Origin of the sequence: Amycolatopsis sp. WAC 04182 (assembly GCF_003947465.1) — a bacterium.
Taxonomy (GTDB): domain Bacteria; phylum Actinomycetota; class Actinomycetes; order Mycobacteriales; family Pseudonocardiaceae; genus Amycolatopsis.
Genome location: NZ_QHJJ01000006.1, coordinates 371,588 through 392,540 on the forward strand (window position 1 = coordinate 371,588; position 20,953 = coordinate 392,540).

General features: G+C 68.4%; 18 protein-coding genes and 1 tRNA gene. 16 read left to right on the forward strand and 3 right to left on the reverse strand.

Going from position 1 to position 20,953, the window contains the following annotated elements:
• The first annotated feature begins 562 nt into the window (after window positions 1-562).
• From DMH01_RS30885 to DMH01_RS30910, 6 genes are read left to right on the forward strand one after another with little or no spacing between them, the layout of a single operon-like run.
• Window positions 563-1,903 (forward strand): ATP-binding protein, encoded by a 1,341-nt coding sequence (locus DMH01_RS30885; RefSeq protein ID WP_125680926.1) that lies wholly within the window; start codon window positions 563-565, stop codon window positions 1,901-1,903.
• Window positions 1,900-2,328, forward strand: a complete 429-nt coding sequence (locus DMH01_RS30890; protein WP_005153253.1) for a roadblock/LC7 domain-containing protein — start codon at window positions 1,900-1,902, stop codon at window positions 2,326-2,328. The genes DMH01_RS30885 and DMH01_RS30890 overlap by 4 nt, the downstream gene beginning before the upstream one ends.
• Window positions 2,325-2,678, forward strand: a complete 354-nt coding sequence (locus DMH01_RS30895) for a DUF742 domain-containing protein (protein WP_125680928.1) — start codon at window positions 2,325-2,327, stop codon at window positions 2,676-2,678. Before DMH01_RS30890 ends, DMH01_RS30895 begins: the two co-directional genes overlap by 4 nt.
• Entirely contained in the window at window positions 2,656-3,252 is a 597-nt protein-coding gene (locus tag DMH01_RS30900) for an ATP/GTP-binding protein (protein ID WP_125680930.1), read from the forward strand. Before DMH01_RS30895 ends, DMH01_RS30900 begins: the two co-directional genes overlap by 23 nt.
• Complete coding sequence (locus DMH01_RS30905; RefSeq protein WP_125680932.1) at window positions 3,249-4,628, forward strand: cytochrome P450; 1,380 nt, start codon at window positions 3,249-3,251, stop codon at window positions 4,626-4,628. The genes DMH01_RS30900 and DMH01_RS30905 overlap by 4 nt, the downstream gene beginning before the upstream one ends.
• Window positions 4,610-5,716, forward strand: coding sequence for a cytochrome P450 (locus tag DMH01_RS30910; protein WP_125681417.1), 1,107 nt, complete (start codon window positions 4,610-4,612; stop codon window positions 5,714-5,716). The genes DMH01_RS30905 and DMH01_RS30910 overlap by 19 nt, the downstream gene beginning before the upstream one ends.
• Before the next feature lie 100 nt (window positions 5,717-5,816).
• Here the strand turns inward: DMH01_RS30910 and DMH01_RS30915 are convergent, their stop codons facing one another.
• Window positions 5,817-8,591, reverse strand: coding sequence for a BTAD domain-containing putative transcriptional regulator (locus tag DMH01_RS30915; protein ID WP_125680934.1), 2,775 nt, complete (start codon window positions 8,589-8,591; stop codon window positions 5,817-5,819).
• Between the two features lie 135 nt (window positions 8,592-8,726).
• On the opposite strand from DMH01_RS30915, the gene DMH01_RS30920 reads away from it, so the two are divergent.
• The 6 genes from DMH01_RS30920 to DMH01_RS30945 all read left to right on the forward strand — a co-directional run bounded on the left by DMH01_RS30920 (window position 8,727) and on the right by DMH01_RS30945 (window position 13,663).
• Window positions 8,727-9,407 (forward strand): hypothetical protein, encoded by a 681-nt coding sequence (locus DMH01_RS30920; protein WP_125680936.1) that lies wholly within the window; start codon window positions 8,727-8,729, stop codon window positions 9,405-9,407.
• A gap of 47 nt (window positions 9,408-9,454) precedes the next feature.
• Window positions 9,455-11,077: a PrsW family intramembrane metalloprotease gene (locus DMH01_RS30925; RefSeq protein ID WP_125680938.1), complete on the forward strand. Its 1,623-nt coding sequence runs from the start codon at window positions 9,455-9,457 to the stop codon at window positions 11,075-11,077.
• Between the two features lie 25 nt (window positions 11,078-11,102).
• Complete coding sequence (locus tag DMH01_RS30930) at window positions 11,103-11,666, forward strand: hypothetical protein (RefSeq protein WP_125680940.1); 564 nt, start codon at window positions 11,103-11,105, stop codon at window positions 11,664-11,666.
• Between the two features lie 79 nt (window positions 11,667-11,745).
• Window positions 11,746-12,588, forward strand: a complete 843-nt coding sequence (locus tag DMH01_RS30935; RefSeq protein ID WP_125680942.1) for a hypothetical protein — start codon at window positions 11,746-11,748, stop codon at window positions 12,586-12,588.
• Window positions 12,589-12,871: 283 nt separating this feature from the next.
• Window positions 12,872-13,141: a hypothetical protein gene (locus tag DMH01_RS30940; protein ID WP_125680944.1), complete on the forward strand. Its 270-nt coding sequence runs from the start codon at window positions 12,872-12,874 to the stop codon at window positions 13,139-13,141.
• A 177-nt stretch (window positions 13,142-13,318) separates the two neighbouring features.
• Entirely contained in the window at window positions 13,319-13,663 is a 345-nt protein-coding gene (locus DMH01_RS30945) for a hypothetical protein (RefSeq protein WP_125680946.1), read from the forward strand.
• 230 nt (window positions 13,664-13,893) lie between these two features.
• Here DMH01_RS30945 and DMH01_RS30950 read toward each other — a convergent pair.
• Window positions 13,894-13,966 (reverse strand) — tRNA-Ala (locus DMH01_RS30950).
• 270 nt (window positions 13,967-14,236) lie between these two features.
• On the opposite strand from DMH01_RS30950, the gene DMH01_RS30955 reads away from it, so the two are divergent.
• Together DMH01_RS30955 and DMH01_RS30960 are read left to right on the forward strand one after the other, a co-directional pair.
• A complete protein-coding gene (locus DMH01_RS30955; RefSeq protein ID WP_125680948.1) occupies window positions 14,237-16,390 on the forward strand; it encodes an RICIN domain-containing protein in 2,154 nt (717 codons plus the stop codon).
• Between the two features lie 104 nt (window positions 16,391-16,494).
• Window positions 16,495-17,049 carry an HdeD family acid-resistance protein gene (locus DMH01_RS30960; protein WP_125680950.1) on the forward strand — a complete coding sequence of 185 codons (555 nt, stop codon included), beginning with the start codon at window positions 16,495-16,497 and terminating at the stop codon, window positions 17,047-17,049.
• Here the strand turns inward: DMH01_RS30960 and DMH01_RS30965 are convergent.
• Window positions 17,036-17,761: a hypothetical protein gene (locus tag DMH01_RS30965; protein WP_125680952.1), complete on the reverse strand. Its 726-nt coding sequence runs from the start codon at window positions 17,759-17,761 to the stop codon at window positions 17,036-17,038. The genes DMH01_RS30960 and DMH01_RS30965 overlap by 14 nt on opposite strands.
• Before the next feature lie 26 nt (window positions 17,762-17,787).
• Between DMH01_RS30965 and DMH01_RS30970 the strand changes: the two genes are divergently transcribed.
• Together DMH01_RS30970 and DMH01_RS30975 are read left to right on the forward strand one after the other, a co-directional pair.
• Window positions 17,788-19,443, forward strand: a complete 1,656-nt coding sequence (locus DMH01_RS30970; protein ID WP_034320127.1) for an FAD-dependent oxidoreductase — start codon at window positions 17,788-17,790, stop codon at window positions 19,441-19,443.
• Complete coding sequence (locus tag DMH01_RS30975; protein WP_125680954.1) at window positions 19,440-20,861, forward strand: ATP-binding protein; 1,422 nt, start codon at window positions 19,440-19,442, stop codon at window positions 20,859-20,861. The genes DMH01_RS30970 and DMH01_RS30975 overlap by 4 nt, the downstream gene beginning before the upstream one ends.
• The last annotated feature ends 92 nt before the right edge of the window (window positions 20,862-20,953 follow it).

Genomic DNA, 20,953 nt, shown 5'->3' on the forward strand with positions numbered 1-20,953 from the left:
CTGGCGCAGTTGTGCTCAGTTCGATGCGGTCCGGTGTCGTTGGGCGCTGTTGTGACCGACGGCGTGCTCCAGAAAAATTGGCGAGAGCCGGCCTGCCAGTGACAGCCGTGAGTGAGCGCCGTGGACGCGATGCCTGGTCGCCGGCGAGTGTCGGTTCCCGTGTCTGCGGACCATTGCTCGCGACGTTGAGTCGACCAGTTGCACGCGTTGTCGACAGCATCCGCTCATGCCAAGTTGAGGACGTCGAATGAGTTGAGCGAGTCAGCGGCAGATGCTGCCTCCACTCGACGTTCGGGGCCGACGAGCTCGTAGTGACCCGAATGTACGGCTCCTCGGCCCCGCTGCGTCGTCGCGCCGTTGCGGGATTTTCCCGCCCGGCCCGGCCGATCGGGCTTACCCTGCACAGAACCATTTTTCTGGCGGGAAGCGGCTGCCGCTCACGGCGTGTTTGCGCTACGGTACTCGCTGCTGATGACGTCCTTCGATCCCCGCTGCCGTGGAGCTGCCGCATGATCCCCGGCTCGGCCCAGGCGTCCTTTGCCCTGTCGATCGTGAGGATTTCATGGAGTACCCCCTGCTGACGGCAGCGCTGGTCTGCGTCTCGCTGCTCGCCGCGGCCTTCGCGCTGCTGCTGGTGCGCCAGCGCCGGGTCACCGTCAACACCGGCCGTCGTGGTGAGCAGTTGCTGGCCGAACTCCGCGCCCGTGATGAGGAGAACCGGCACCTGTTGCACAGGCGATTGCCTGCAATCGTCGAGGCGCAGACCAATCAGGCCGTGACCGTGCCCGGCCCCTTGCGTGCCGTCAACGGCGAGGACCCCCACCGCGAACTGCTCGGGGTGATCAGCGAGCTGACCGGCCAGACCCGCCGCGACGCCGCCGAATCCGCCGCCGCCACCCTGCGCGCGATGATGCGCACGGTGCAGAACCTCGCGGGGGAGCAGCAGGTGCTGATCTCGGCGATGGAGGAGCAGCACGACAATCCCGACGTGCTCGACGGCCTGCTCGGACTGGACCACGCGAACTCGCAGCTGGGCCGCCGCGCCCAGGCGACCGCCGTGCTCTGCGGTTCGTGGCCGGGCCTGCAGCGCTCCGCCGCGACCCTGACCGACGTGGTGCGCGGGGCCACCAGCCGCATCCGCGACTACGCGCGCGTGCAGATCCCGGTGTCTTCGGACACCGCGGTGGTCAGCCAGGCCGTGGAACCGGTGGTGCTCGCGGTGGCGGAGCTGATGGACAACGGCGCCCGCCACTCGCAGCCTGGCTCACCCGTGCAGGTCACCTTCCAGCAGGCACACAACGGGCTGGCGATCGTCATCGACGACGCCGGGGTCGGCATGACGGTGGAAGCGGTGCAGCGCGCGGGCTGGCTACTGGAAGGCCACGGCGGTCGGGACATCGCCGCGCTCGGTGTGCCGCCGCGGATCGGTTTCGCCGTCATCGGCGTGCTTTCCCAACGTTACGGCTTCCGCGTCTCGGTGGACATGCGCTCGCCCTTCGGCGGGGTGCGCGCGGTGCTGTTCCTGCCGAGCGAGCTGCTCACCCGCGCCGCCGCCCCGGCGCCGGCACCGCAGGAAGTCCCGTCGCTGGTCGCGCCTGCCAGCCCTGCCGCGATCACTCCCAGCCCGACCCCGCACGTGCGCGTTCCCGCGCCGGAACCACAGTCGGCCGAACCGGCCGAGGACCTGGGCACGACCGCGCACGGACTGCCCCGCCGTCGGCGACGTGCCCCGGTGTCCGGATCGGCCGGCACCACGTTGTCGGTTCCGGTGGCGCCGTCCGCCGCGCCGGAAGGGACCGAGTCCCCGGTGAACAACAGCCCGGTCGCCACGGCCACGGCCTGGCAGCGCGGCACCCGCCAGGGCCGCGCTTCTTCCACCGATGACGAAAGGGATTTCCAGTGAGCAGCTCCGTCACCACCAACAACCGGTTGGGCTGGATGCTCGATCAGGCCCTGCAGATGCCGGAGACCATCTCCGCGGTGCTGCTCTCGGCCGACGGCCTGCTGATGGCCCATTCGCAGGGAATCACCGTGGAGGACGCCGAGCGCACCGCCGCCGCGGTCTCCGGGCTCCAGTCGCTCGCCCGCGCCACCGGCGAGTTCTGCCGTCAGCCGCCGGAGCAGTGGCGGCAGACGCTGATCGAATTCGACGGCGGGTTCGTCTTCCTGACCTCCGCCGGACAGGGCGCCTACGTCGCGGTGTCCACCACCGGCCGGGTGGACATCGAGGGCGTTTCCTCGCGCTTGCAAGAGCTGGTGCAAAGACTCGGCCAGGAACTCACCGCGCCGCCGCGCTTTCCGGCCGAGGGACCCGGCAACCCGGCATGAGCGGGCAGCGGCGGGAACGGGCGCTGGTTCGGCCGCACGTGGTCACCGAGGGCCGGGCGCATCCGACCCGCAACACCCTGGACGTGGCCACCGTGGTGCTGGCCACCTGGGCGCCGATGACCGGGCTGAGCCCGGAAAAACGGCGGGTGATGGAGCTGTGCCGGGGCGGCGCGCTGGCCGTCGCGGAGGTGGCTGCGCATCTCAAGCTGCCCACCAGCGTCACCAAGGTGCTGTTGTCGGACCTGCTCGACAGCGGGCACATCGAATCACGGGCCGCGGTGCGCGAGACCGAAGTCCCCGACCAGCAACTCCTGCAGAAGGTACTCGATGGCCTCCGTGCTCTCACCTGACCGATACGTTCCCGCCACGGTCCGGACCTCGGTGAAGATCCTCATCGTCGGCCCGTTCGCGGTGGGGAAGACCACCTTTGTCGGCACGCTCTCGGAGATCCGCCCGCTGCGCACCGAGGAGCGGATGACCCAGGCCGGCGCACTGGTCGACGACCTGTCCGGCGTGCGCGGCAAGGACACCACCACGGTGGCCATGGACTTCGGACGTCTGACACTGAGCGATGAGGTGGTGCTCTACCTCTTCGGCGCCCCGGGTCAGCAGCGGTTCACGCAGATGTGGAAGGACCTGGCCCACGGCGCGCTCGGGGCGCTGGTGCTGGTCGATCCCAGCCGCCTGCAGGACTCCTTCGACGTGATGGGCCTGCTGGAGGAACTGGACCTGCCCTATGCGGTGGCGGTCAACCAGTTCGACGGCGCGCCGCGTTTCCCCGAGGCCGAGCTGCGCGAGGCGCTCGATCTGCTACCCCAGACCCGGCTGGTCACCTGCGACGCCCGCGATCGCGCGTCCGCTGCCTCGGCGCTGATCAGCCTGGTCGACTACCTGTTCACTCCCGTCCGCCAGGAGCATCCGTGACCGTTCCCGCCATCCCACCCCCCGGTTGTCCCGCTCACGCCACGCGAACCCCGCTCTACGACGAGGAGTTCGCAGCGAACCCGGCTGGGGTCTACGCGCGGATGCGCAAGGAACACGGCCACGTCGCGCCGGTCGAGCTGGCGCCGGGGGTGAACGCGAGCCTGGTACTGAGCTACGAGGCCGCGCTGGACGTACTGCGCTCCCCGCAGACCTATCCGCGGGACCCGCGCCGCTGGCAGGCCAACCAGTCGCCGGACAACCCGGTGATGCCGATGATGGGCTACCGGCCGAACTGCCTGTTCACCGACGGCGCGGTGCACGCGCGCTACCGCAGCGCGGTCACCGACAGCATCTCGCGGGTGAACCCGCACGCCCTTCTGGACTACGTGGAGAAGGCCGCGCGGGAGTTGATCGCGAAGTTCTCCAGGAACGGCCGGGCGGACTTGCTCACCGAGTACGCCGGAACTCTTTCCCTTCAGGTGTTCAACCACCTCTTCGGCTGCCCGCCGGAACTGGGCGAGCGGCTCACCGCGGGGATGCGCGGGATCTTCGACATGGTGGATCCGGAGCGTGCCAACGCCGAGCTGACCGCGGCCATGCTGGACCTGCTGGCGCTCAAGCGTCGGCAGCCGGGCCAGGACGTGCCCTCGTGGATGATGGCGCATCCCTCGAGGCTGACCGACGAGGAGATGCTTCACCAGCTGGTGCTGCTGATGGGCGCGGGCACCGAACCGCAGCAGAACCTGATCGCCAACGGGCTTCGGCTGCTGCTGGTGGACGAGCGTTTCGCCGGGGACCTGGCAGGCGGCAGCCTGCACGTGGAGGACGCGCTGGAGGAGATCCTCTGGAGCGACCCGCCGATGGCCAACTACTCCGCCGGTTACCCCTATCCGGCGGCCGACCTGATGGGCACGCGCCTGCCGGCCGACGAGCCCGTGGTGATCAGTTTCGCCGCCGCCAACACCGATCCCGAACTGGGCGACGCCCAGCGGGCCGGTAACCGGGCGCACGTCGCCTGGAGCGCCGGGGTGCACTCCTGCCCGGCGCAGGGCCCGGCGCGGCTGATCGCCACCACCGCCATCGAGACCCTGCTCGACGCGCTGCCGGATGTGCGCCTGGCTGTGCCGGACGCCGAATTGCGCTGGCGGCCGGGCCCGTTCCACCGCGCGCTGGCCGGTCTCCCGGTCCTGTTCACCCCCGTCGTCGCACCGGTCAGTCCCGTTCCCGACCCGACAGGAGAGCACCCATGGCACCAGCCCGCCCGTTCGTCCTCGATCCCAACGGCCGTGACATCCACACCGAAGGCGCCGAACTCCGCGCCCGGGGAGCCGCGACGCTGGTGGAACTCCCTGGCGAAGTGGTGGCGTGGTCAGTAACCCAGCCGGAGCTGCTGCGGAAACTGCTGTCCGACCCGCGGGTGTCGAAGGACCCGAACCTGCACTGGGCGGCCTACCGCGATGGTGAGATCCCCGAGGACTGGCCGCTGCGGATCTGGGTCTCGGTGCAGAACATGTTCACCGCCTACGGCGGCGACCATCGGCGGCTCCGTTCGCTGGTGTCGAAGGCGTTCACCCCGCGCCGAGTGGAAGCACTGCGGCCGTGGATCGAGGAGTTGACCACCGGCCTGCTGGACCGGCTCGCCGCCGGGCCTGATTCGGTGGACCTGCGGGAAAACTTCGCCTACCCGCTGCCGATCGAGGTGATCTGCGAGCTGTTCGGCGTACCCGAGGAGCACCGGCCCGATCTGCGGCGCGCGGTCGACGGGGTGTTCAACACCTCGCTCAGCGCCGAGGAGGCGCAGGCGAACGGCGTGCTGATGTACGGGATTCTCGGGCAGCTGGTGGCGAACGGGCGGGAGAACCCCGGTGAGGACCTCGCCAGCGGCCTGATCGCCGCGCGGGACGAGGACGGTTCGGTGCTGGAGGAGGCCGAGCTGATCGACACGCTGATCCTGATGATCTCGGCCGGGCACGAGACCACGGTGAACCTGCTGCACCACGCGATCCTGGCGCTGCTGACGCATCCGGAGGAGCTGGCGAAAGTGCGCTCCGGGGAGCACACCTGGGCCGAGGTGATCGACGAGACCATGAGGTGGCAGGCGCCGATCGCGAACCTTCCACTGCGGTACGCGGTGGAGGACATCGAGATCGATGGGGTGCACATCAAGGCGGGCGAGGCGATTCTGGCTTCGTACGCGGCGGCGGGCCGCTGTCCCGAGGTGCACGGTCCCGACTCGGACGAGTTCCGGCTGTCGCGGGAGTCGAAGAGTCATCACCTGTCGTTCGGGCACGGCGTGCACTACTGTCTCGGCGCGCCCTTGGCGCGCTTGGAGGCGGAACTCGCACTGCCGGCGCTGTTCGAGCGGTTCCCCGATCTGGCCCTGGCGGCGGAGGTTTCCGAGCTGGAGAAGATGCCGTCGTTCATTTCGAACGGGCACACGAGTCTTCCGGTACGCCTCAAGTAAATGCGGTGGGTGTGGCTTCACCGCGGATCCGCGGTGAAGCCACACCCACCGAGCCACCTTGAAGGTGCTCGAACTCGTGTGCCCTGTCCTTTGCCGGCTATCAGCGCGCGCTGGTGTTGAGGAGCTTGGATTCGATCTCGACGGTGTCGGGGTGGGCCAGTGGTTCGAGGATTTCGAGCGCTCGGGTCCATGCGTCGAAGGCACCGGGGTGGTCGCCCGCTGCCTGTAACGCGTCGCCGAGGTGGTCGAGCGTCGTTGCTTCCAAGTAAGGGCTGCCTAGTTCGCGGAAGAGGGCGAGTGAGTCGCGGTAGCACTGCGCGGATTCGGCGTGCCGGCCGAGTTTGTGGTGTGCGCGTGCGAGGCAGTGGAGGTTGTGGGCTCGGCCGTCTCGGTCTCCGATGCGGTCCAGTAAGGGTTTGGCCTCGCTGCAGTGGGCGAGGGCTTGCTCGTGGTGGCCTGCTTTGCCGTGGTACCAGCCGATGGCGGTGAGCGTGAACGCTGCCCAAGCGTGGTCGCCCGCTTCGCGGCATAGCCGTAGTGCTTCGTGGGCGTGCTCGAGTGCCAGGGTGTGGCACTGCTGCAGGTCGTAGGCCGAGCTGAGGGAAAAACGGGTGATGGCCATGCCTGTCGTGTCGCCGAGGTGCGTGTAACCCTCGAGCGCGTGTCGCAGGTGCTTCAGGGCTTGGTCCTGGTTTCCCAACAGGATTTCGGCTCTGCCGAGCAGAAGTCGGCTGGTCGCCCGGGCGAGGTCGTCGTCGAGACGGTCGGCCGCTTCGAGCGCTGTGCGCTGGGACTCGGCGCGCTGTGCCAGGTGTCCTCGCCTGCTCAGGTAGGTGCTGTGCACCCAGGGCAACTGCCAGGCGTGCACGTCCAGGCGTGCGCGGACGGCCGCCGCCGTCGCGGCGAGCAGTGTGGCGTGCTCCGCGGTGAGCCAGTGCATGGCCTGGTGATAGTCGGCGATGGGAAGGTGCGGGACGTGGTCCGGTGCCGCGGTGAGTGTGATCGGTGGCCAGTGCGGTGCCAGTTGTCGTTCGGCGGCGAACCCGTTGTGGAGGTAGAAGTCGAGGCATCGGCGCAAGGCCGTTCGCCGTTCGTGCTCGGTGTCCTCCTTCTCGGTCAGTTCGGTCGCGTATGCGCGGAGCAGGTCATGCGAGCGGAAGCGGCCGAGGCGATGCTCGTCCACGAGGTGTGTCCGCGTGAGCTCGTCCAGCAGAGCGCGGGCGCGTGACACGTCGATCCCGGCAAGCGCGGCCGCGGCGAACCGGTCCGCGTCGGGGCCGGGGTGCAGGCTCAGCAGCCGGAACAGCCGGGCCGCCTCGGGACTCAGCGTCCGGTACGACCAGGAGAACACCGTTCGCACGCTCGATGTGGTGCCGTCCGCTTCCAACGCGTCCAGCCGCGCTCTCTCCTCGTGTAGTTCGTCGGCCAGTGCGCTCAGCGGGAACGACGGGTTGGCCACCGCGCGACCCGCCACCACCGCCAAGGCCAGCGGAAGCCGGGCGGAGTGCGCGACGAGCCGCGCCACCGCGTCGGGTTCGGCGGCCACCCGGTCGGATCCCAGCCGCTTGATGAGAAGCGACACGGCCTCGGCCTCGTCGAGCACGGTCAGGGGGACGGGCACGGCTCCCTCGTGGGTGATCAGATCGGTGGCCCGGTCACGGCTGGTGATCACCGTGAGGCAATTCGCGCCACCCGGCAGGAGGGGCCGGATCTGGTCGGCGTCATAGGCGTTGTCCAGCAGCACCAGTGCTTGTCGGCGGGCCAGCTGACTGCGGTACAGCGCGGCCCGCGCGTCCGTACCGGCCGGGACGTGCTCTGCCGGCACGCCCAGCGCTTCCAGGAAACCGTGCAGCACGTCGTCCGGAGACAGCGGTCTGCCCACCTGATCGAATCCGCGGAGGTTCACGTACAGCTGCCCGTCGGGGAACCGCCCGGCTTCGCGGTGTGCCCAGTGCAGTGCCAACGACGTCTTGCCCGATCCTCCGGTACCCGTCACCAGAACGACGCCGGCGGCGGCTTTCAGCGCGTTGTCGAGCAGACCGAGTTCACGGGTGCGGGAGATGAACCACGGTGACGCCGCCGGTAGCTGCTGTGGGACCGGTTCCGGGGCCTGGGCCGTCTGCTGGGCGGCGGGCGGAGGCGGCACCTGCGAGGCGAGCATCTGCTGCTGCAGACGTCGCAGCTGATCGCCGGGCTCGACGCCGATCTCCGCCACGAGCCGGGCGTGGAACGTGCGGTACTGCGTCAACGCCTCCGCCCGGCGCCCGCATCGGTACAGGGCGAGCATGAGCTGACCGGCGAGTCGCTCGTCGAACGGGTTCGCGGTTGTCGCGGTGGTCAGCTCGGCCAGTAGTTCGGCGTGCATCCCGAGGTTCAGTGCTATGTCTTGACGCCGGACCTGGGCGGCGAACCGCTCTTTCTGCAGTCGGTCGCGCACCGACGCCAGCCAGGGGCTGTCCAACTCGTCGAACGGCACACCTCGCCACAGCCGCAATGCGCGGTCGAACAGGGCCAACGCCGGCTGTCCTTCGGCTGCTTCGCGAGCCTGTCCGAGCAGGCTGTGAAACAGGTGCAAGTCAACGGTGTCGACGTCGACCTGCAGCACGTATCCGCCACCTCGGTGGGCGATGTCGAACCCCGCGATGTCCCGCAGGGCGGTTCTGAGCCGGAAGAGGTAGCTGTAGAGGGCATTTCGAGCTCGTAGCGGGGCCCGCTCTCCCCACACACGGTCGACCAGCTGACCGGCGGTCACCTTGCGGCCCGCCTCGGCGAGCAGGACGGCGAGCACGGACCGCTGGCGAGCGTGCCCGATGTCCAGATCCTGTCCGTCGATCCGGACACGGACGTCGCCGAGGACGGCGAACTCGACCCCCACAACACCTCCTGGCTGCACTCCAAGACCTCTCTTACCTGCCGATTCAAGATTAACGCGAGATATGTGCAGGACTGATCACCCAAAGTAGTAGTCCCAAGGCCGATGCTCGTACCGGCCTGAGGACGGAGGACACGCATGAGGCTCCACCCCGGTGGTCCGGTGGCGCAGTTGGTCATCGCCGTGGGCCAGCCGGCGCTCGTGGTCGGTTTGTCCCTGGCCGGGGCCTGGTTCAGCGCACATTCATCGCGCGTGCTGGGTGGGCTCCTGTTCGTCATCGGCCTGGTGCTCTGGCTGACCTCCATTCTCCTCGCCGCACCTCTGGGATGGATCTTGACGGGAGCGGCGGCCACGGTGATCGCCGCTTTCGCCGTGCAGGCGGGGGTGAACGACGCGGCGCTGTACGAACGCGGCATACGCACGTCTTGCACGGTGCTCGACATCGAGACCCGCCGCGTGCCCATCCGAACCTATGACGGGGAGCAATGGAGCACGACCACGGACACCTACTACGACCACCGTCTCGTCTGTGGAGACGGACGCGAGGAGAGCCTGTCCCTGTCGTTCCGTGCCGCTGGTGAAGGTGCCCGGCTGGACGTCGTCCACGACCCCGCCGGCGTGGTCGCGACCCAGCCCGCCGGGGAGGTGTCGGACGGAACTCGTTCCGCATGGATCGGTGCGGCCTCGTTGCTGGCCGCCGTGGTCGCGCGCGTGCTCGGGGTCGTGCACGACGGGCCGCCCTTCGGCGGCCACGTTCGGCGAGGGAGAGATCGGCGATGGCGCCGGTCACGGATATCGCAAGGGGGGCGTCCGTGGTGACCCGGGAAACCCTCTGTGGTTCCGGGGGCGGAGGTACCGGGCAGACGATGGGATACGAATCCGACCCGCACCGGCGGACCTTGGTGATCTGCGCGGTGATCGGCGGCGTCCTCGTGCTGGTGCCGCTGGTGCTCTTCCTGGCGAAGCCGACCATGGAGATGCAGGCCGGCGTGTCGTTCGGCGGGCTCGCGAAGGCGCCCGGGGCCCGGTCGTTCGCGGCCGGGTTCCTATTCGTCATCCGGCTTCTGATGCTCTTCGTCCTGTATCGGGCGGTGCGCCGTCGTCGGCTGGCCACGCCCGGAGCGCCGGTGACGCGTGTCCTGGTGGTCATGGCGTCGCTGCTGGCCGCGTTGTCCGTGCTCCATCTGCTGGTGACGGCCGTGCAGTTCGTCCAGCCGGGGTATCCGATGCCGGAGATGGCCGCCTCGAACGCGAACGCCGGGTTGAGCGGGCTGCTGCTGGCGTGCGTGATCCTGGGCGGCGACCGGCTCCACGGCACCCGGGTCCTGGGCGGCGACCGCCTGCGGCGCCGAGAACAGACCAGTCAGGCGCTGCTGGCGTTCGCCTGTGGTCTGCCGGCGCTGGTGGCCCTGATCAAGTTGATGCACGCGGCGGTCCAGAGCGGGGCCGACGTGGTGTCCGCCGCCTTGCTCTGCGTGCCCACGACGGCGATCGCGCTCTGGGTCGTGCACCGGATGCAGCGCCATCGGCGGATCCCGGTCAAGATCCTGGTCGCCGGATTCGGCTGGGGTGCGGTGATGGCCGCTGGACTCGGCCTCGCGCTGCCGATCCTCTACACCTACCTGAGCGACCAGTTGCTGGGCTACAACAGGTTCGTCGCGATCGTCGACGGGTTCAAGGCGCCCATCTCCGAGGAACTGGCCAAAGCCGTCGGCGTGCTGCTCATCGCCTTCGCGGCGCGGCGGTGGGTCACCGACCTGGTATCCGGTCTCGTGGTCGGGGCCGCCGTCGGTCTCGGGTTCCACTTCCTCGAATCGATGCTGTACATGGCCGCCCCGGGCACGGGCGGCGCCGTGTACCAGCACTGGGTACGGCAGGTGGTCGGAATCATGCTGATGCACGTGGCCTTTTCGGCGCTGGTCGGCGCGGCGATCGGCGCCGCCCGGCAGGTACGGAACCCGAGAGCACGGCGCACCATGATCGGCTGCGGGCTGCTGACCGCGATCTGCGGCCACTATCTGTACAACAGCCTGATCTCGTTGCTGCCGCTGATGTTCCGCGTCAGCGAGCCGGTGTTCGCCATGGTCGTGTTGCCACTCCTGGTCCTGCTGCTCCTCGGCCCGTTCCTCGTCATGTACCTGGTGTTGTTGCGCCGAGGCCTGCGTTACCAGAGCGCCGCGCTCACCGTCGAGCTCCGACACGAGGCGAACAGCGGGCACACCGCGGTCACCGCCGCCGAATTGCCGGTGCTCCTCAACCCCGCTCGCCGGTTCCGCGCCGGCGTCGACGCCTTCCGGTGCGGCGGTCCGCGTGCCTACCGCCGACTGTCCCGCCTGTACCGGGCTCAGCTCGACCTGGGCATGTGCCACTGGCACCAGGCACGCCGGGACCCCGACCGGGCGGACGTGGACCTCGCACTGCTGCGGCGGCACATCCAAGACCTCAAGACCGGCCAAGAAATCCGCACGGGAAGGGTCCGTCATGCGTAACGTGCTCGGGCGGGCCGCCCTCCTCGTGACCACCGTCTTCACCGGGCTGCTGCTTACTCCGGCCACAGCGCTCGCCCAGTGCACCGGCGGCCTGGTCAACACCCTGGACAGTCCGGGAAACGATGGCTGCGGCGGAATCTACCCCGCGGTCGGGTCAGTGACCGCGGTGGTCGCCGCCCTCGGTGCCGCCGCGGTCCACGCCGCGTTCAGCTATGCACGAGGTCGTGCGCAACTACCCGAGGAGCAGAACCCCTGCACCTACTTGAAAGCGGACGGAAGCCACGAGCTGCGCGCCAATCCCCTCATGGGGGAATTCATCCAGGGTGACGTGCGTGGCGACGTGTTCATGAAGGGCGGGACCATCGAGGGCAACGTGTACGGCAATGTGGTCATGTGGGACGGCGCGACCATCACCGGCATCGTGTTCGGTGACGTCGCCCAGCTCGGCCGGCACAACGTCATCGGCGAAATGGGCCCGGCAGGTGCGAATTCGATCGGTGGTGGGGTCCGCGGCAATGTCGTCCAAGCAAGACGTGTCACGGGCACGATCACCATCGGTGGCCGCACGATCTCTTCACCGGTCAGGTGATGCGCTCACCGCCGGGCAGCTGTGGGGCGCGATGGCGTGCCGGCAAAGGCCAGAGCCCCTTATCCTGGAGAGGGAATCAGTGGAATTCGACTTCTCTGTCACTGAGCTCGGGCGCCTGCTGGGCGGCTGGACGGGTAACGTGATCGGCGCCGAACTGAGTGAGCACAGTCGGTTGCTGTGCGCCAAGGACTCCTGTTCAGCACACTCCATCTCGGACAGGCTCGTCAGAGCGAGTCGGGAGGACCGAGATCGCTGGTGCTCGGCGACGGACCGGTTACTGGTGGAGATCCGCGCCTTGCAGGAACGTGAGGAAGCCGTCAGCCGCCACCTGCGGGCGCCATTTCGGGGTGGCCTGGGGTGGCGGATCAAGTACGCGCGACGGAACTGGTTGCTGCGAAAGGGATATGACGCGGCGAGCGCGCGGCTGCGGTCGGACTTCAAGACTGCTCTCGCGGACCACCAGAAGAGCATGGGTGACCTTCCCGGTTACCTGGAGGAGTACGCCATGCGGGAGAAGGCGCGCAAACGACGAGAGGAGGAGCAGGCCAGGAAGAAGCGTGCGGAAGCCATCGACGGTGCGTCCGGCCCGGTGTGGGCCTACGAGATTCGCAAGCGCTCAGGCGGGCACCGCAGCTTCTGGATCTATCTGAGGAGCTTGGACGCCGAAGGCGGCAATGAGCATACCGCGCAGGAGGTCCACGCCGCGCTGACCGCGGAACGGACCGAACATCGCTACACCGGAGTGCATTGGGGGCAGGAGACCGCTCGCGCGTTGGAGGAGAAATACGAAACCGTGGTATCCGGGTGGGCGCGGCTCACCGGCGAAGTGATCATCCCGCGTCCCTACGATCCGAGTAGCCCGCAGATCTGGTCGAAGTACCACGGCGGACCCCCGAGCAACTACTGCGGTGGCAGCTTCTAAGGCGTCTGGATCGGTCATCGATCGAACTTCGGTCGCCGGGTACGCGTCGCAAGCCGAGGAAATCGGCAGGAGCGGGCGGCGTGCTCCTGATTCGCTTCACCTACTGGACAGTAACCAAAGTTCGGTGGATCAATTCCCAAAGCGGCTACCACGTAGGACGGTGCATCAGGCCTACTAAGTCGGCCGCGGGTTTGCTGGCGGGTCCGAGATCAAGTTGCGAACTGTCAAGCGGTGGCGCATACCGGGTCTGTCCATTTTCGACGCTGGCGCCCGGGAGGTTGGTATGGCTTGGGCAGAGAAGATCGGCCCGCGCTCGTGGCGTGTCCGTTATCCCACGGCTGACGGCAGGATCGGGTCGCGTTCTGGTTTCGGTACCAAGAAGTTGGCCGATGACTATGCCAATCGGATTGAGGCCGATCAACGGCGTGGTATCTGGTTGGACCCGCAGGCGGCGAAGACCAGCGTGTCCGCCTGGGTGGCCTTGTGGACCGAAACTCTCGACGTGGAGGTCCGCACCGAGGAGAACTATCCCAGAATACCGCGTTGGCGGTGACGTTGTGGGTCAAGGAGTTGCGGCGCCGCTACGCCGGCGCGTAGGAGGGCGCGGCGTGGTCGGCGCCGTGAACGGTCACTCGTTCCCACGGAACGGGTCCGGGCCACGCCCGAGCAGGTCGTCCGGATTTCGGACAACGCGGAGTTGCCCGGCGGCCGCTGTTATGGGCTGTTGGTCTTGACCGCGGGCTGGACCGGGGCACGCTGGGGCGAACTGACCGGTCTGCGCCGCGTCAACACGCACCTCGACGACGGGTGCATCGTCATCGATCCGGACACCGGCTGCTTGTATGAAGGTAATCATCGGCTCTGGCTCGGGCCGCCGTCGACGGGTCTTCCGCCCTCGGCGGACGGAAACCTTCGACGTTCCGACGCTGCCGTGTCGATCGAGCCTGTCCGGCAGAGGCTGACGTTCCATGGACTACGGCACAGCCACAAGACGTGGATGATCGCTGACGGTATCCCCGAGATCGCCCAAGCCCGGCGGCTCGGGCACCGGCTCGACACAGCCGGCCGGATCTGAGCGGTGAAAATCGGAGTAGCTGAGACGTTCCCCTGCCTCGCTTCACCGCGCGCCCTCGGCCTGGCGCCTGCTGCTGATCATCGAGCAGGCAGAGCGGCAAGATCGACCCTCCAGAAAACCTCCAGCTGAGGCTCCCGGATCTTCAGGTGATCACCGAAGATCTGCTACCACACGAGAAAACCCTCCCTGACCTGCGGGAGTTCCGCTGATTCGGGAGGGTCTTCTGATTGTGGAGCTAAGGGGACTCGAACCCCTGACCCCCTCACTGCCAGTGAGGTGCGCTACCAGCTGCGCCATAGCCCCGGAGCGGCTTTGTACTCCGCATCTCGTGTGTCCATACATTACACCGCCCGCGCAGGCCGTTCACGCGGGGGTCACTCTATGCACCCCTGGCTCCCGCAAACCGCGCCGACCTGCATCTTTGCACCTTATTTTTAGCCGTGTATTGACTCCGCGTGTGACCGCCGTTACGTTTTCGACCATCGTGACGCCGAGGTCCCCGCCCGCTACGCCGCGTCTCCACTGGGCTCTGCCTCAGCTCGCCCCTGCCCGTACGACGCGGAGGAGGTCCCGATGAGGGCCAGAGCAGCCCTGATAGCCCTGTTTTCGCTGGTCGGAGCACTGATCGTGGTGGCTCCGGCGGCGCAGGCGGCCATCGTCCCCGACACCTGGTACACGGTGTCGACCACCGGCGGGAAGTGCGTGGACGCGCGTGCCGCCGGAACGGCGAACGGGACGGTCGTCCAGCAGTACGCCTGCAATCAGACCTTTTCCCAGCAGTGGCAGTTCCAGCCCGCCTCGGGCGGGTACTACCGGGTCACCACGCGCAACGATCCGGCGCAGGTGTGGGACGTGGCCGAGGTGTCGACGGCCGATGGCGGGCTGATCCATCTGTGGGCCTACGGCGGCGGGAACAACCAGCAGTGGCAGCCGGTCGAGGAATCGGGTGGGGCGTATCACTTCGTGAGCCGCAACAGCGGCAAATGCCTGGACATCCCCGGTCTCTCGACGCAGGACAGCACACAGCTCCAGCAGTACGCCTGCAACGGCACCGGCGCCCAGTCCTTCCGGCTCACCCCGGTCTCCGGCACCGCGAACCCCGACCTCGGGCCGAACGTGCTCGTCTTCGACCCCGGTATGTCGCAGGCGGCGGTCCAGTCCCAGGTCGACAGCGTGTTCTCGCAGCAGGAGACCAGTCAGTTCGGCTCGAACCGCAAGGCGTTGCTGTTCAAGCCGGGCTCGTACAACGTCGACGTCAACGTCGGGTTCTACACGCAGGTGCTCGGGCTCGGCCTTTCTCCCGACAACGTGACGATCAACGGCGCGGTGCACGCGGAGGCCGACTGGTTCCAGGGCAACGCGACGCAGAACTTCTGGCGTGGCGCGGAAAATCTGTCCGTCAATCCCACAGGCGGCACCGATCGCTGGGCTGTTTCACAGGCCGCGCCGTACCGCCGCATGCATGTCCGCGGCAACCTGCAACTCGACGACGGTGGCTGGTCGAGCGGCGGCTGGATGTCCGACGTGAAGGTCGACGGCCAGGTCCGGTCCGGCTCGCAGCAGCAGTGGATCTCACGCAACTCGCAGTTCGGGAGCTGGAGCGGCTCCAACTGGAACATGGTGTTCGCCGGCGTCGACGGCGCGCCGTCGACCAGTTTCCCGAATCCGCCGTACACCACCGTGAACACTACGCCGGTCGTGCGGGAGAAGCCGTTCCTCTACGTCGACGGCGCGGGCGCGTACCAGGTCTTCGTGCCTTCCCAGCGCACCAACGCCTCCGGCATCACGTGGGGCGCCGGTCAGCAGGGGTCTTCGCTGCCGATCAGCCGGTTCTTCATCGCGAAGCCCGGCACGACGGCGGCGCAGATCAACGCGGCCCTCGCCGAAGGCAAGGACCTCCTGATCACCCCGGGCGTCTACCACCTCAACGAGACGCTCCGTGTCACCCGGCCGGACACCGTCGTGCTCGGTCTCGGCCTGGCGACGCTGATCCCGGACAACGGCATCACCGCGATGACGGTGGCCGACGTCGACGGCGTCAAGATCGCCGGCGTGCTGATCGACGCGGGCACCACGAACTCGAACACGCTCATGGAGGTCGGCCCGGCGAATTCGGCGCAGGACCACGCGGCCAACCCGACCTCGCTGCACGACGTCTTCTTCCGCGTCGGCGGGGCGGGCGTCGGCAAGGCCACGAACAGCCTGGTGGTCAACAGCGACGACGTCATCGGCGACCACCTGTGGATCTGGCGCGCGGACCACGGCAGCGGCGTCGGGTGGACCACCAACACCGCCGACACCGGTCTGATCGTCAACGGTGACGACATCACGATGTACGGCCTGTTCGTCGAGCACTACCAGAAGTACCAGACGATCTGGAACGGCGAGCGCGGCCGGACTTACTTCTATCAGAACGAAATGCCTTACGACCCACCGAATCAGGCCGCCTGGATGAACGGGTCGACGCGGGGTTACGCGGCCTACAAGGTGGCGAATTCGGTGACGAACCACGAGGCCTACGGGCTCGGCAGTTACTGCTACTTCAACGTGAATCCGAGCGTGGTGGCCGATCGCGCGATCGAGGTGCCGAACAACCCGAACGTCCGGTTCCGCAGCATGGTCGCCGTCTCCCTCGGCGGGAACGGGACGATCAGCCGGGTGATCAACGATCGCGGCGGACCGGCGAACTCGGGATCGACCGTGGCCAACCTGGTCGCCTATCCCTGATGACCCCGGTGCGCGCCGGGATGGCGGTCGCGGCGCGCACCGGTCCTTCACCCCTACGGGTGGCGTGCCGCGCGTAAGCCCACCGGCGCTCCGATACTCGGGGCATGCCTCTCGCCGGTCTCACCGTCGTCGAACCCCGCCTGGCCTGGCCGCTGGCCGCCGTGCGCGGGGTTTTCGCCATCCTCTTCGGCGTTCTCGCGTTGATCTGGCCGGGAACGACCGTCCTCGCCCTCGCGATCCTCTACGGCATCTACGCGATATTCGACGGCATCGGCGGCATCATGCAGGCCTTCCGGCCGGGCGACGCCGCCCATCGCGCCGCCTACGGAGTGCTCGGCGCGTTCGGGATCATCGCCGGTGTCCTGGTCCTGATCTGGCCGGGGATCACGGTGCTCGTGCTGGCACTGCTGGTCGGTTTCTGGGCGATCGTCACCGGCATCGTCGAGATCGTCGCCGCGATCCGGCTGCGCAAGCAGATCGAGGGGGAGGCGTTCCTCATCGCGGCGGGCGCGCTTTCGCTGATCGCGGGCATCGTGATCGTGGTCAACCCGATCGCCGGCGCGTACGGGATCGCGTTGCTGGTCGGGATCTACGCCCTGCTGTACGGCGTGATGCTGCTCGTGCTGGCCCTCCGCCTGCGGAAGCTCACTCAAGCCTGAAAGCCTGCCGGAGCTGGACCCGCGCTCCGGCACGGCGCAGGTTCGACAGGCTCGGCGAGCCTTCCACAGCGGTCGCGACGGCTAACCGACGGCCTTCGCGGGCGGCCGCGGCCAGGCAGTGGAGGAGCAGCCGCGCCTGCGCGCCTTTGCCGCGATGTGCCCGTGGTGTGGCGGATCCGCCCAGGAGGACGCCGGGACCGTGCGTACTCAGGGCCGCGGCGGAGATCGGCACCCCGTCCTCGACCAGCAGTGACCGCCTGATTCGTGGATCGGCGTGTTCGGCGGCCATGAACGCCGTGACGACGTCGTCGCTTTCGTACCCGTCGAGCAGGACGCGGAGAAACGCGTCGAGGTCGGGCGAGTCGTCGACATCGGCGTCCGGCGGCGCGAATTCAGTGAGCGGAAGGGTCGCGATCGGACGGACGCCGGCGGGCACGAGGCCAACGCCGGGGAGCAGGCCCGGCGGCAGCACCAGCGTCGGCGGGTCGCCGGTCCAGCACGACGATCCGGCCAGCCGGACGGCCCTGGGCAGGTTCGCTTCGGTGACGCCGGTGATCGTGCGCAGGAACCGCAACTCCGGCGCGGTGGCCAGGACAGCGAGCAGACCGTCCTCACGCCATGCGGAGAAGGTGCCCGGCAGACCCGCCGCGGTGGCCGCCTCGCTCGCGACGACGGCACGGGCGTGGATCACTTCTTCGGCTTCGATCAGCACGGCCCCCAACGTAATAGGCTGACCCGGTGAGCCAGCCGATCCTGTTGACCGTCGACGACGATCCCGCCGTGTCCCGTTCGGTCGCCCGCGACCTGCGCAGACGGTACGGAAAGGACTACCGGATCATCCGGGCCGATTCCGGTGCCGACGCCCTCGAAGCGCTGCGCGAGATCAAGCTGCGCGGCGACGCCGTGGCCGCGATCCTCGCCGACTACCGGATGCCGCAGATGGACGGCATCGTCTTCCTCGAGAAGGCGATGGACCTGTTCCCGAACGCCCGTCGCGCGCTGCTGACCGCCTACGCCGACACCGACGCCGCGATCCAGGCGATCAACGTCGTCGACGTCGACCACTACCTCCTCAAGCCGTGGGACCCGCCGGAGGAGAAGCTCTATCCGGTCGTCGACGCGCTGGTGGAGACCTGGCGCGCGGTGGGGGAGCGGCCGGTCGACGAGATCAAGCTCATCGGCCACCGGTACTCCTCGCCCTCGTTCCACCTGCGCGACTTCCTGGCGCGCAACGCCGTGCCGTACCGCTGGTACTCCGTGGACGACGACGAGGGCCGCCGGATCCTCGAGGCGGCGGACGCGGCGCCGCAGGACATCCCGGTGCTGGTCACCCCGGACGGCACGGTGCTGCGCCAGCCGTCCGGGCCGGAGCTCGCCGACGCCGTCGGCCTGTCCACGCGCCCGGCGCAGGAGTTCTACGACCTGATCGTGATCGGCGGCGGGCCCGCCGGCCTCGGGGCGGCCGTGTACGGCGCGTCGGAAGGGCTGCGCACCGTCATCGTCGAGCGCAAGGCGACCGGCGGGCAGGCGGGCACCAGCTCCCGTATCGAGAACTATCTCGGTTTCCCGGACGGCGTTTCCGGCGCGCAGCTCACCGACCGCGCACGGCGGCAGGCGCTCAAATTCGGCGCCGAGGTGCTCACCGCCCGCGACGTCGTGGGCCTGGAGGCCCGCGGCTCCGCGCGCGTGGTCATGTTCGGCGACGGGACCGAGATCGCCGCGCATTCCGTGGTGCTGGCCAGCGGCGTCACCTACCGGGCGCTGGAGGCTCCCGGTGTCGCCGAGCTCGCCGGCCGAGGCGTGTACTACGGCTCGGCCGCGACCGAAGCGCCCGAGTGCAAGGGCGAGCACGTCTACATCGTCGGCGGCGCCAACTCGGCGGGCCAGGCGGCGGTGTTCTTCTCCAAGCACGCCGCCGACGTCACCATCCTCGTCCGCGGCCAGTCGCTCGAAGCGTCGATGTCGCATTACCTGATCGAGCAGATCGCCGGGATACCGAACATCCACGTCCGCACCCGGACCACGGTGGTCGAGGCGCACGGCGACGATCACCTCGAACGGCTGACCCTGTGCGAGAACGGCGGCGCGACCGAGACCGTGCCCACCGGTCACCTCTTCATCTTCATCGGCGCCGCCCCGCGCACCGACTGGCTCGGTACGGAGATCCAGCGTGACGACCACGGTTTCGTGCGGACCGGTCCGGACCTGCTCACCGACGGCGGCCCGCCGCCCGGCTGGCCGCTGGACCGCGACCCGCACTACCTGGAGTCGTCCATCCCGGGCGTGTTCGTGGCGGGCGACGTCCGGGCGGCGTCGGTGAAGCGTGTCGCGTCGGCCGTGGGCGAAGGCGCCATGGCGGTCACTCTCGTCCACCGATACTTGGAGGAGCAATGAGCGTTCTGCCCAGGGAGGAACTGCGCGGGCTCTTCCTCTTCGAGCATCTCAGCGAGGAACAGCTCGACTGGATCGACGAGCACGCCGTACTGGAGCAGTACAGCGGCGGCACCACGGTCATGCGCGAGGGCGAACCGGCCACCTGCTTCTATCTCCTGCTGTCGGGCGCGCTGCGGATGACGCGGCTCGTCGGCGGCACCGAGGTCGAGACGATCCGGTCCGATCAGCGCGGCGCCTACTGCGGTGCGACGCAGTTCTTCGTGCACCAGGAGACCGAACACACCTACGGCGCTTCGGTGCACGCGGTCAGCGACCTCACCTTCCTGACCCTGCCCGCGGCGGAGTTCGCCACCGAGTTCCGCCGCTGGTTCCCGATGGCGACGCATCTGCTGGAGGGCATGTACCTCGGCTGGCGCAACAGCGACACCGTGATCGGTTCGCGGCGGCGGCTGCTGGCGCTCGGCGAGCTTTCCGCCGGGTTGACCCACGAGCTCAACAACCCGGCCGCGGCGGCCGTCCGCGCGACGGCGGCGCTGCGGGAGCGGGTCGCCGGGATGCGGCACAAGCTCGCGATGCTGGCGAAGAAGAACGTCGATCCGACGTTGCTGGAGCAGTTGCTGGACATCCAGGAACAGCTGGTCAAGCAGGTCGCCTCGGCCCCGAAGCTGACCGCGATGCAGCAGGCCGACCGCGAGGACGAGATCGGCGACTGGTTCGACGGCCACGGCATCGACCAGGGCTGGGACCTCGCCGACATCTACGTCCGCGCGGGCCTGACCGTGCCGGATCTGGACCGGCTGCTCGACTCGGTCGGGGAGACCTTCCTCGACGGCGCCGTCCGCTGGCTGGCGTACGCGCTCGAGACCGAGATGCTGATGGGCGAGATCGAGGATTCGACGACCCGGATCTCGGTGCTGGTCGGCAAGGCCAAGCAGTACTCCCAGATGGACCGTGCCCCGCACCAGTGGATCGACGTCCACGAAGGACTCGACTCCACTCTCGTCATGCTCGCCGGCAAGATCGGGCCGGGAATCCGGGTCGTGAAGGAGTACGACCACGCGGTGCCGAGGATCCCGGCGTACGCGGGCGAGCTCAACCAGGTGTGGACGAACATCATCGACAACGCGCTCGGCGCCATGGGATCCGACGGCACGCTGACCCTGCGGACGTCCAGAGTGGACGATCACGTGCACGTCGAGATCGGGGACACCGGGCCCGGTATCCCGGCGGAGGTGCGGCAGCGGATCTTCGAGCCGTTCTTCACCACGAAGCCGGTGGGCCAGGGGACCGGGCTCGGCCTGGACATCTCCTGGCGCATCGTCGTCGAACGGCACCAGGGCGATCTGCGGGTCGATTCGGAGCCCGGCGACACCCGCTTCACCGTGTGCCTGCCGGTCTCGGAGCAGTCCGTGATCTGATTTTCCTTCTACCCCAACGGTTCGCCAGGAACTGACGACTTCTTTCGTTCATCGATCGTTCACTTCGAAATGGCTCACTCGCGCGTCAAAAG

Coding starts and splice junctions, on each gene's coding strand:
- DMH01_RS30940 (WP_125680944.1), top strand. CDS start 12,872: ATGGCTTGGGCAGAGAAGATCGGCCCGCGCTCGTGGCGTGTCCGTTAT.
- DMH01_RS30960 (WP_125680950.1), top strand. CDS start 16,495: ATGCCTCTCGCCGGTCTCACCGTCGTCGAACCCCGCCTGGCCTGGCCG.
- DMH01_RS30955 (WP_125680948.1), top strand. CDS start 14,237: ATGAGGGCCAGAGCAGCCCTGATAGCCCTGTTTTCGCTGGTCGGAGCA.
- DMH01_RS30920 (WP_125680936.1), top strand. CDS start 8,727: ATGAGGCTCCACCCCGGTGGTCCGGTGGCGCAGTTGGTCATCGCCGTG.
- DMH01_RS30900 (WP_125680930.1), top strand. CDS start 2,656: ATGGCCTCCGTGCTCTCACCTGACCGATACGTTCCCGCCACGGTCCGG.
- DMH01_RS30925 (WP_125680938.1), top strand. CDS start 9,455: ATGGGATACGAATCCGACCCGCACCGGCGGACCTTGGTGATCTGCGCG.
- DMH01_RS30895 (WP_125680928.1), top strand. CDS start 2,325: ATGAGCGGGCAGCGGCGGGAACGGGCGCTGGTTCGGCCGCACGTGGTC.
- DMH01_RS30885 (WP_125680926.1), top strand. CDS start 563: ATGGAGTACCCCCTGCTGACGGCAGCGCTGGTCTGCGTCTCGCTGCTC.
- DMH01_RS30975 (WP_125680954.1), top strand. CDS start 19,440: ATGAGCGTTCTGCCCAGGGAGGAACTGCGCGGGCTCTTCCTCTTCGAG.